Origin of the sequence: Streptomyces albospinus, assembly GCF_014648695.1 — a bacterium.
GTDB classification, from domain to species: domain Bacteria; phylum Actinomycetota; class Actinomycetes; order Streptomycetales; family Streptomycetaceae; genus Streptomyces; species Streptomyces albospinus.
Map to the genome: position 1 here is coordinate 20,727 of NZ_BMRP01000059.1, position 10,351 is coordinate 31,077.

8 protein-coding genes and 1 pseudogene are annotated in these 10,351 nt (G+C 74.4%); 6 read left to right on the forward strand and 3 right to left on the reverse strand.

Going from position 1 to position 10,351, the window contains the following annotated elements; translation table 11 throughout:
• The first annotated feature begins 566 nt into the window (after positions 1–566).
• From IEZ17_RS37310 to IEZ17_RS37320, 3 genes are all read left to right on the forward strand, one after another.
• Positions 567–1,103, forward strand: a complete 537-nt coding sequence (locus tag IEZ17_RS37310; protein ID WP_189308076.1) for a cysteine dioxygenase — start codon at positions 567–569, stop codon at positions 1,101–1,103.
• An 80-nt stretch (positions 1,104–1,183) separates the two neighbouring features.
• Positions 1,184–2,143: a 2-phospho-L-lactate transferase gene (gene cofD, locus IEZ17_RS37315; protein ID WP_189308077.1), complete on the forward strand. Its 960-nt coding sequence runs from the start codon at positions 1,184–1,186 to the stop codon at positions 2,141–2,143.
• A 100-nt stretch (positions 2,144–2,243) separates the two neighbouring features.
• A complete protein-coding gene (locus tag IEZ17_RS37320) occupies positions 2,244–3,587 on the forward strand; it encodes a coenzyme F420-0:L-glutamate ligase (protein WP_189308078.1) in 1,344 nt (447 codons plus the stop codon).
• A gap of 52 nt (positions 3,588–3,639) precedes the next feature.
• On the opposite strand, the gene IEZ17_RS37325 is transcribed toward IEZ17_RS37320, so the two are convergent.
• The 3 genes from IEZ17_RS37325 to IEZ17_RS37335 form a co-directional block, all read right to left on the reverse strand.
• Positions 3,640–4,545 carry a DNA-3-methyladenine glycosylase family protein gene (locus IEZ17_RS37325; RefSeq protein WP_189308079.1) on the reverse strand — a complete coding sequence of 302 codons (906 nt, stop codon included), beginning with the start codon at positions 4,543–4,545 and terminating at the stop codon, positions 3,640–3,642.
• A gap of 80 nt (positions 4,546–4,625) precedes the next feature.
• Complete coding sequence (manB, locus tag IEZ17_RS37330) at positions 4,626–5,708, reverse strand: mannose-1-phosphate guanylyltransferase (protein WP_189308080.1); 1,083 nt, start codon at positions 5,706–5,708, stop codon at positions 4,626–4,628.
• 329 nt (positions 5,709–6,037) lie between these two features.
• Complete coding sequence (locus IEZ17_RS37335) at positions 6,038–7,444, reverse strand: peptidoglycan recognition protein family protein (RefSeq protein ID WP_189308081.1); 1,407 nt, start codon at positions 7,442–7,444, stop codon at positions 6,038–6,040.
• A 127-nt stretch (positions 7,445–7,571) separates the two neighbouring features.
• Between IEZ17_RS37335 and IEZ17_RS37340 the strand changes: the two genes are divergently transcribed.
• From IEZ17_RS37340 to IEZ17_RS43400, 3 genes and pseudogenes are all read left to right on the forward strand, one after another.
• Positions 7,572–8,330 carry a TIGR03089 family protein gene (locus tag IEZ17_RS37340; protein WP_189308082.1) on the forward strand — a complete coding sequence of 253 codons (759 nt, stop codon included), beginning with the start codon at positions 7,572–7,574 and terminating at the stop codon, positions 8,328–8,330.
• Between the two features lie 179 nt (positions 8,331–8,509).
• Entirely contained in the window at positions 8,510–9,787 is a 1,278-nt protein-coding gene (locus IEZ17_RS37345) for an LCP family protein (RefSeq protein WP_229853006.1), read from the forward strand.
• A gap of 233 nt (positions 9,788–10,020) precedes the next feature.
• Positions 10,021–10,351, forward strand: a pseudogene (locus IEZ17_RS43400) (LCP family protein); the annotation flags it as partial.

The following is a 10,351-nucleotide window of genomic DNA, read 5'->3' on the forward strand; positions in this document are numbered from 1 at the left end:
CTCGGCGCTTCTCCCGCACCTCTCTCGCACCTCTCGGCACTTCTCACGCACTGAGACGCCGGCGGACCGCCCATCCGTTGCACCCCGCACGACGAAGCGGGGAAGATCACAACGGCATCACAGGTCCGCAACGGCGTTGGGGGGCACGGCTGGTGGGCGACCTCTCCGCGCGACGGACTGCACAAACCTTTCTCCGGACGCGGTAACCGGATGAGGTGAATGCGTCCCGGCGAACCCCGTCTCCGGTTGACAGCACGCCGCCGCCCCGTGTCTCCTTGACCGCATGCCAGCGACCGCCGCGCCCCGACTGACCCGTTCCTACGGGTCGCTCTGCGCTGCGCAGGCCCGCTGTCGCTGTTCCAGCTGTCGTAGCCACTGAGCTCCAGCCGCCGCTCGCACCACCCCGCAGCGCCCTTGCTCCGCCGCGACCACCGCGCCGCGCCCCCACAAGGAACAGCCCGCGCCGTGCCGCACTCCCCCGCCGCCGGCAGGGACCCCGCCCCCGGCCACCGCCGAGCACACCCCCGGTGCGCCGCCCAGCACTTCCGCCGAGGAACCCGGAACCCATGAACAGCGACGTCCAGATCGCCGGCGACCCGCTCGCCATCCCGCACCTGCTGCCGCCCGTCCCCGCCCACCCCGCCACCGTCGCCGGCTTCGCGGGGCTGGCCCGCTCGATCGCCGCCGACCGGTCCTCCTGGGCCCCGCTCGTCCGCTTCGACGCCACCACCCGCTGGTACCACCGGCTGCGCAAGGGCCCGGGCTACGAGGTGTGGCTGCTGAGCTGGGTGCCCGGCCAGGGCAGCGGCCGGCACGACCACGGGGCGTCCTCCGGCGTACTGACCGTCCTGGAAGGCGAGTTGACCGAGCATGGCCCGGGCGGGACGCGCACGCTGGCCGCCGGCGGCGTGGGGGGCCCCCCGCGAAGTCGAGAGTGGGGGAGGGTCTTCGCCCCGGGGTACGTCCATGAGGTCGTCAACGACACGATGGCGCCCGCCGTCAGCCTGCACGTGTACTTCCCCGGCCTGACCGAGATGCCGATGCACGGCACGTCCCACGGCGCCCGGTGCGCGGCCCCGGTCCGGGAGACCGCGACGCCCTGACGCCCCGCGCGCCACCGGCCCGGCACTCCCCCGTGGACCGCCCCTCATGGAAGCAGCCCCCGGCTGAGACACTTACGGGCATGCGCATTGTGGTTCTGGCCGGCGGTATCGGCGGCGCCCGCTTTCTGCGGGGACTGAAGGCAGCGGCTCCGGAAGCGGACATCACCGTCATCGGCAACACCGGCGACGACATCCATCTGTTCGGGCTCAAGGTGTGTCCCGACCTCGACACCGTGATGTACACGCTCGGCGGCGGCATCAACGAGGACCAGGGCTGGGGCCGCGCCGGCGAGACCTTCCGGGTGAAGGAGGAGCTGGCCGCGTACGGCGTCGGGCCCGAGTGGTTCGGGCTGGGCGACCGGGACTTCGCCACCCACATCGTGCGGACGCAGATGCTGGGCGCCGGCTATCCGCTCAGCGCCGTCACCGAGGCGCTCTGCGACCGCTGGCAGCCCGGGGTGCGGCTGCTGCCGATGTCCGACGACCGGGTCGAGACGCATGTGGCCATCGAGGACGAGAACGGCGAGCGCAAGGCGGTCCACTTCCAGGAGTACTGGGTGCGGATGCGGGCGTCGGTGCCGGCGCACGCCGTGGTGCCGGTGGGCGCCGAGCAGGCCAAGCCGGCGCCGGGCGTTCTGGAGGCCGTCGCGGCGGCGGACGTGATCCTCTTCCCGCCGTCCAACCCGGTGGTGAGCATCGGCACGATCCTGGCGGTACCGGGCATCCGGGAGGCCGTCGCACAGGCTGCGGCGCCGGTGGTCGGGCTGTCCCCGATCGTCGGGGACGCACCGGTGCGCGGGATGGCGGACAAGGTGCTGGCGGCGGTCGGCGTGGAGTCCACGGCGGCGGCGGTGGCCCTGCACTACGGCGCCGGGCTGCTGGACGGCTGGCTGGTGGACTCCGTCGACGCGGACGCGGTGGACGAGGTCTCGTCGGCGGGGATCCGCTGCCGGGCCGTACCGCTGATGATGACGGACGTGGACGCCACGGCCGCGATGGTGCGCGAGGCGCTGGCACTGGCCGAGGAGGTACGGGCATGAGCGAGCGCAGCATGGGGGTCCCCCCGGCCGGAGGCCGGGGGAGAAACGTGGAAAGGTGCGCGCCCCGCGAATGCGGGGCCGAGCGAAGCGAGGTCTCGGCATGAGCGGTGCCGGGGAGGCGCCCGGGTACCGGGTGTGGGCGCTGCCGGGGATGCCGGAGGTGCGGCCCGGCGACGACCTGGTCAAGCTGATCGCCGCCGCGTCGACCGGTGACGGGGTGCCCCAACTGGCCGACGGGGACGTCCTGTTGGTGACCTCGAAGATCGTCAGCAAGGCGGAGGGGCGGATCGTCGAGGCGGCGGACCGCGAGGCGGCGATCGACGCCGAGACGGCGCGTGTGGTGGCGCGCCGCGGCACGCTGCGGATCGTGGAGAACCGGCAGGGCCTGATCATGGCCGCGGCCGGTGTGGACGCCTCCAACACCCCTTCCGGGACGGTGCTGTTGCTGCCCCAGGACCCGGACGCTTCGGCGCGCGCCCTCCGGGCCGGGCTGCGCGAGGCGCTCGGCGTCGACGTCGGAGTGGTCGTCAGCGACACCTTCGGGCGGCCGTGGCGCAGCGGCGTCACCGACGTCGCCATCGGGGCGGCCGGGGTGCGGGTGCTGGACGACCTGCGGGGCGGCACGGACGCGTACGGCAACGTGCTGAGTGCGACGGTCGTGGCCACCGCCGACGAACTGGCCGCGGCCGGCGACCTGGTGAAGGGCAAGGCGACCGGGCTGCCGGTCGCGGTGGTGCGCGGGCTGCCGCACGTCGTGGCGGCGGCGGGCGGCCCGGACGGCGACGGCGACGGGGCACGCGCGCTGGTGCGGGGCGCCGCGGACGACATGTTCCGGCTGGGCACCTCGGAGGCCGTACGGGAAGCCGTGACGCTGCGGCGTACGGTCCGGGAGTTCGCCGACGATCCGGTGGATCCGGGGGCGGTCCGGCGCGCGGTGGCGGCGGCGGTCACCGCGCCGGCGCCGCACCACACGACTCCCTGGCGGTTCGTGCTGCTGGAGTCGGCCCGGTCGCGAACCCGGCTGCTGGACGCGATGCGGGACGCCTGGGTGGCCGATCTGCGCGCCGACGGCAAGTCGGAGGAGTCCGTCGCCAAGCGGGTGCGGCGCGGCGACGTGCTGCGCAACGCGCCGTACCTGGCGGTGCCGTGCATGGTCCTGGACGGCGCGCACGCCTACCCGGACGCGCGCCGGAACGCCGCCGAGCGCGAGATGTTCGTCGTCGCCCACGGCGCCGGCATCCAGAACTTCCTGGTCGCCCTGGCCGGCGAGCGCCTGGGGTCGGCCTGGATCTCGTCGACGATGTTCTGCCGGGACGTCGTCCGGGACGTACTCGACCTGCCGGCGGACTGGGAACCGATGGGCGCGGTGGCCATCGGCCGCCCCGCGGGCCCGTCGAAGCAGCGTCCGCCCCGCACCGCGGAGGACTTCGTGACGGTGCGCTGACTGTGGGCGGTGGCGGGGGGGGCGCCCCCCGCCACCGCCCGCCACCGCGGTGTCACAGCCGGGCGATGTCCCCCACCGGGAAGCGCGGGGCGCGGCGCGGGGGGGCCCGGCCGGAGAGCAGGATCAGCCGGGCCGCGCGGTGCCGCTGGCCCTCGTAGGGCGCGAGGAGTTCGAGCATCTCCTCGTCGGTCGTGCCGCGGCGGCCGGTGAGGGCGTAGCCGATGATCTTCGGGAGGTGGAGGTCGCCGACGGTGATCGCGTCGGGCGCGCCGAGGGTGCGCTGCAACGTCTCGGCCGCCGTCCAGGGGCCGATGCCCGGTATCGCGGTCAGCCGGCGGGTGGCCTCGGCCAGCTCCATCCGCGCCGCCTCCTCCATCCGGCCGGCGACCTGCACGGCGCGCAGGATCGCGGACGAGCGCTTGGCGTCGACGCCCGCGCGGTGCCACTCCCAGGAGGGGATCAGCGCCCAGCCGCGCGGCTCGGGCATCACCCGCAGCCGGTCCCAGGGGCCGGGCGCGGGGGTGCCGTGGCGCCGGAGCAGCAGCCGCCAGGCGCGGTACGCCTCGTCGCTGGTGACCTTCTGCTCCAGGACCGAGGGGATCAGCGACTCCAGGACCAGGCCGGTGCGGGCGAGCCGGACGCCGGGGTGGCGGCGCCGCGCCTCGTGGACGATGCGGTGCCGGGCGGTCAGCGCCGCCGGGTCGTCGGACTCCCCCAGCAGGTCGGGCAGCCGCTCCAGCAGCCAGTCCGCGCCGGGGCCCCAGGCCGTCGCCTCGACCCGGCCGTCCGCCGGGCGGGCCTCGACGCGCAGCGTGCCGGGCCCTTCGGGCGTGCGGCAGGCCCGCCAGATCTCGCCGTCGCGGACCGCGAACGCCGGGTCGCCGGGGCCGCGCCGCAGCACACCGAGGGTGCGGTGCAGGTCGTAGGGGCCGGGCGGGACCCAGGTACGGACGGGCATGCGGCCAGGTTAGGCGAATCGGCCCGGGTGGTTACCGGTCGGCGTCGGCCCGGGGATCACCGGTCCGAGGAGACCGGTGGTCACTGGTCCGAGGAGAAACGCACCGTGCCGGGGGGGATGGCGGCGCCGCACCAGATGCGGATGCCGGCGCGGAGTTCGTTGTCGGCGCCGATGACCGCGCCGTCGCCGATGACCGCGCCGTCCAGGACCGTGCGGGCCCCGATGCGCGCGCCGGAGCCGATCAGCGAGTCGCGGACCCGGGCGCCCGGTTCGACGACCGCGCCGTCCAGGACGGTGCTGCCGTCGACCTCGGCGCCGGCGCCGATGCGGGCGGTCCGGCCGACGACGGTGCCGCCGGTGAGCTTGGCGTCCGGGGCGACCTCGGCGGTCTCCAGCACCAGGCGGTCGCCGCAGCGGCCGGGGACGGCCGGGGAGGGGGCGCGGCCCAGGACCAGGTCGGCGGAGCCGCGGACGAATGCCTGCGGGGTGCCGAGGTCGAGCCAGTAGGTGGAGTCGACCATGCCCTGGAGGTGTGCGCCGTCGGCGAGCAGGCCGGGGAAGGTCTCGCGTTCGACGGAGACCGGGCGGCCGGCCGGGATGGCGTCGATGACCGACCGGTTGAAGACGTAGGCGCCGGCGTTGATCTGGTCGGTGACGATCTCCTCGGGGGTCTGCGGCTTCTCCAGGAAGGCGGTGACCCGGCCGGTGTCGTCGGTGGGCACGAGGCCGAAGGCGCGCGGGTCCTCGACCCGGGTGAGGTGCAGGGAGACGTCGGCGCCGCTGGTGCGGTGGGTGTCGACCAGGGCGCGGATGTCCAGGCCGGTGAGGATGTCCCCGTTGAAGATCAGTACCGGGTCGCCGGGCGCGGAGCGCAGCCGGGAGGCGACGTTGCGGATGGCGCCGCCGGTGCCCAGCGGCTCCTTCTCGGTGACGTACTCCAGGTGCAGGCCGAGCGCGGAGCCGTCGCCGAAGTACGGCTCGAAGACCTCGGCGAGGTAGGAGGTGGCGAGGACGATGTGCTCGACGCCGGCGGCGCGAGCGCGGGCCAGCTGGTGGGTGAGGAACGGCACACCGGCCGCCGGCACCATGGGTTTGGGCGTGTGCACCGTCAGCGGGCGCAGCCGGGTGCCCTTGCCACCGACCAGGAGGATCGCTTCAGTCAATGTGTCCTCTGTTCGCTTCTCCGCCCGCGCAGTGCAGCGGTGCGGCAATCGTCGTCGACCGCGGCCCGGCGGCTGCGCGTGCGACGCTCACGTGTGTTCTCTGCTTCCTGCTGGGGTCGGCCGGTCGGCGGACCAGTGTAGGAGACGGTTTTCCGGTCGTCCGCGGCGGGCGGCCGGGACGGCGCCGGGGCCGGTGGCCCGGCGCCGTCGTGGCTCATAGGACGTGTCGCGGACGGGATCGGTTCAGTGGTCCCGGTGAACGCTGGATGGCAGGCGGGTGACGTGTTCCGCGATGGCCGGAATGCCTGATTCCGGGCGGATGGTGCAGGTCAGCGGCCCTGGAGGCGGGCCGCGTCCAGCCGGACCTCGGGCAGTTCGGCGTAGAGGCGGGCGCCGGGGCAGGCGGTCTTGAAGCCGTCGCGGTGGCCGGAGATGACGTGCTGTCGGACGACCCGTCCCTTCCGGTACAGGTTGCCGCCGGATGAGGTCATCGGGATCCGGGCGCGCGGGTCGAGGCCGTAGAGGCCGAGCTTCCAGGCGGCGAGCCGGGCGAGGGCCTCGACGGCGGGTCTGGAGGGTGCGGTCCTGCCGAAGGAGCCGAGGAGCGCGATGCCGGTGCTGTCGTTGTTGAAGCCGAGGGTGTGCGCGCCCATGACCGGCCGGGCGACGCCGCCGGCCCGGCCCTCGTAGACGGTGCCGCACTTGTCGATCAGGAAGTTGTAGCCGATGTCCCGCCAGTGGCTGCTCTTGACGTGGTAGCGGTAGAGGCCGCGGATGACCGAAGGCGCTTGTGCGCAGGTGTAGTTGTTGCCGCTGGCGCTGTGGTGGACGAAGGCGGCGCGGACCGTGTGGGTGTAGACGAAGCGGGACTCGCGGAGCCTCTCGTCGGCGCCCCAGCCGGCCCGGGTGACGATGCGCGGGCGGGCGCCGATGTGTACGGGTACCTCGGGTTTCTTGCCGCCGGCGGCCTCGATGTCGGCCTGGGAGGCGGCCTGGTCCTGGGCCGGGATCTCGGTGGCGCCGGCCGGCGCCAGCTTGGAGTTGGCGGCGGAGCTGGCGGCGGCCTCGGGGGTGGGCGGCGGGCCGCCGCGTACGGACCGCGGTTCCGGGCCCGGGTCGACGAGTTCCAGGCGCAGTCCGTGCGGCAGGACGGCGGGGTTCGGGTGGCCGTCGAGGGGGGTGATGCGGAGTTGGACGGCGTCGCTGGCGCCGACCCACAGGGGCGCGGTGCTGCCCCGTACGCGGCTGCCGGCGCGCTCCGCGGCGCCCGGGTCGGGGGCGTCGTCGCTCTCGGTCTGGACGTCCTGCCAGCCGGACCAGCGGCCGGTTCCGAGGGTGCGGGTTCGGACCTGGGCGCGGTCGCCGAGTCCGCTGCGGATGTCGTCCCAGACGATGCCGACGAGCGAGAACGGCCGTACCGTGCGGGCCGGCAGGCCGCGTACCGCGGTGGCGGGCGCCTCGGCGGTGTCCCGTCCGGCGGTGCCGGGTGCGGCCGGGCCGAGGCCGTCGAGCGGGAGGGACTGGGTGGTGCCCGGCAGGTCGCCGACGCCCGCGGTGCGGTGCCCGGCGGCGGTGCCCTGGCGTTTCGCGGCGCGGTCTTCGTGTTTCGCCGCGGTGCCTTCGCGCGTGGCGGGGTGCGCGAGCGCGGGGTGCGCGGTGGCTCCGAGGGGCAGGGCGAGGGCGGCCGTGCAGGCGGCGCCGAGGCAGAGCGCGGGGAACACGAAGAAGGGGCGCATGGGAAATCCTCAACATGCCCGGCGGGAACCCGCCAACGCTGATCTGACGGGGCATCGGCTGATCCGGTGGCCGGGCCGTGCCGTACCCGACTCACCGTCAGCCGCCGCCGCGCGTACTCTGGCCGCGATGAACGCCACCGATCGCACCCCCGCCGACCTGCTGGGTTCCGCGCTGGCCGCGGACCCGGCCCGCCCGCTGGTGACCTTCTACGACGACGCCACCGGCGAGCGCGTGGAACTGTCCGTCGCGACCTTCGCCAATTGGGTGGCGAAGACCGCCAACTACCTCCAGGGTGATCTGGCCGCCGAGCCCGGTGACCGGCTCGCGCTGCTGCTGCCCGCCCACTGGCAGACCGCCGTGTGGCTGCTGGCCTGCTCGTCGGTGGGCGTGGTGGCGGAGGTGGGCGGCGATCCGGCCGCGGCCGATCTCGTCGTCAGCGGCCCGGACACGCTGGACGCGGCGCGCGCCTGTTCCGGGGAGCGGGTGGCGCTGGCGCTGCGTCCGCTGGGCGGCCGGTTCCCGCAGCCGCCGGCGGGCTTCGCGGACTACGCCGTCGAGGTGCCGGGGCAGGGCGACCGGTTCGCGCCGTTCGCTCCGGTGGACCCGGGTGCGCCGGCGCTGGTGGTCGGCGGCGAGGAGCTGACCGGTGCGGGCATCGGGGCGCGGGCGCTGGCCGATGCCCGGGACGCCGGGATGCCGGCGGCGCCCCGGGTGCTGTCGGGGCTGCCGTACGACAGCTGGCGGGGCCTGTCGTACGGGCTGTACGCGCCGCTGGCGGCGGGCGGCTCCGTGGTGCTTTGCCGCCATCTGGAGCAGCTGGGCGCGGAGGGCGCCGCCGCCCGCGAGACGGCCGAGAAGGTCGGCTTCACCGTGCCGCTCTCCTGAGGCGCACTCCCCCGTCCGGCGGACCGGAATCCCGCCGGACGGGCCGGTCCGCCCGCCGGGGTCCATGCTCGGTGTACGTACGCCCCGTGCGTACGGACCACCCTGTACGGGGTCCGGCGGTCTCCCTCCCGGCCCCGTGCGCGGGCACGCCGCCGACTCCGTGAGGGATGGACGCACACGTGACCGAGAGCCCCGGGACCCCTTCCGACCGCCGGCGCCCCTCCGGGGGCGGTGCGCCGAGGAGGGCCGGCCCCGGCGGGCCGCCGCGCTTCCCGGGCTGGCCCGAGCGCCCCGCCGGGCTGCTGGCGACCGACCGTCCGGGTCCGCCGCGCACGCCGCCGCCGCGGCACCGCCGCTGGCTGCGGGCGACGGCGCTCGCGCTGACCGTCGCCACGCTGGCGTCGGCGGGTCTGGGCTGGTTCCTCTACACGCGGCTGAACAGCAATATCCGCTCCGACAGCGCCACGGAGCGCGAGTTGGAGAAGTACGAGTCGGAGCGGCCTCCGGCGGGCCCGAAGAACGCGGAGAACATCCTGCTGATCGGTTCCGACAACCGCGGTGGCGGCAACGGGGAGTACGGGGTGGACAGCGGCACCCAGCGCTCGGACACCACGATCCTGCTGCACCTGGCGGCGGACCGGAAGAGCGCGACGGCGGTGAGCATCCCGCGCGATCTGATGGTGCAGGTGCCGCACTGCCGGCGCTCCGACGGGACCGAAACCCCGCCGCAGACGGTGCAGTTCAACTGGGCGTTCTCGTTCGCCGGGGCGGGCTGCACGATCCGTACGGTCGAGGCGATGACCCGGATCCGCGTCGACCACTACATCATCGTGGACTTCACCGGTTTCAAGAACATGGTGGATGCGGTGCACGGGGTCGAACTGTGCCTGCCGCAGCCCATCAAGGACGAGGAGGCGCACGTCTCGCTGCCGGCGGGCCGCCAGACGCTGTACGGCGAGGCCGCGCTCGGCTTCGTGCGGACCCGGAAGAGCCTGGGCAACGGCAGCGACACCCAGCGGATGGCACGCCAACAACAGTTCCTGGGGGCGCTGGTGACGAAAGTGCAGAGCAATGGCGTACTGCTCAATCCGATGCGGCTGTATCCGGTGATGGACGCCGCGACGAGTTCGCTGACAACGGACGCGGGGCTGGCCTCGCTCCGGGGGCTGTACGAATTCGTCCGCAGTATGCGCAGTATTCCCTCGTCCCACGTGCAGTTTCTGACCGTGCCGCGCACCGCTTACCGCTACGACGCCAATCGCGATGAGCTCGTGCAGCCGGATGCGGACCGGCTCTTCGGGCAGTTGCGCGCCGACCGGCCGGTGGCGGTGGCGCCGCAGCAGTCCGTGGAAGCGTCGGACGGCAAGGCCGGCGGCGGCCGGGGGAGGCCGGCGCCCGCCGTGAGTCCGGTGCCGACGTTTCCCGGAAGCACGGCGGAGCGCAGTGTCTGCCATTAGAAATTCCGCGCTGCGGACCGGGGGGCGCGAAGGGATTGGGCGGATTGCCCAGTTGTAGGCAAGTGGAATTTGTCACGGGCGTCGTTTGACGCTGAACTGGGCGGATAGTGTGAGCGATCCGGTCCGCCCCGGCGGCGGGCCGATGACCATGTACCGAACCACGTTTAGGCACGATCGACCGAGCGCCTTGAGGGGATGGCGCCGCGTGGTACCGACGGAGGACTCAAGGCACCGTGGACGCGCAAGGCCGTGGGCAGGCGGACGACAACAACGTCGATCCCGCTGATCAGTGGGTGTTCGATCCGAACACCGGCAACTACGAGCTGCGGCTTGACCAGGCAGGTCAGGCCCCCGCTCGGCCCGCCGACCGCAAGGCGCCCGGCAGACGTGCCCCGGGGAGTCCTGCCGGCGGGGGCGGTGACACCGACACCCGCCCGCTGCCGACCCAGCGCGCCGGACGGAAGCCGGAGACGGATGCTGATGGTTCCGGTGCTGCCGGTGCTGCCGGCGAGGACGCGGACGGCGCCGGCCCGGACGGGGCTGCTGCCGGTGGCCGGGCAGCAC

Excerpts from the sequence above, each read along its gene's own strand:
- IEZ17_RS37310 (WP_189308076.1), top strand. The coding sequence starts at position 567 with ATGAACAGCGACGTCCAGATCGCCGGCGACCCGCTCGCCATCCCGCAC.
- cofD (WP_189308077.1), top strand. The coding sequence starts at position 1,184 with ATGCGCATTGTGGTTCTGGCCGGCGGTATCGGCGGCGCCCGCTTTCTG.
- IEZ17_RS37320 (WP_189308078.1), top strand. The coding sequence starts at position 2,244 with ATGAGCGGTGCCGGGGAGGCGCCCGGGTACCGGGTGTGGGCGCTGCCG.
- IEZ17_RS37325 (WP_189308079.1), bottom strand. The coding sequence starts at position 4,545 with ATGCCCGTCCGTACCTGGGTCCCGCCCGGCCCCTACGACCTGCACCGC.
- IEZ17_RS37335 (WP_189308081.1), bottom strand. The coding sequence starts at position 7,444 with ATGCGCCCCTTCTTCGTGTTCCCCGCGCTCTGCCTCGGCGCCGCCTGC.
- IEZ17_RS37340 (WP_189308082.1), top strand. The coding sequence starts at position 7,572 with ATGAACGCCACCGATCGCACCCCCGCCGACCTGCTGGGTTCCGCGCTG.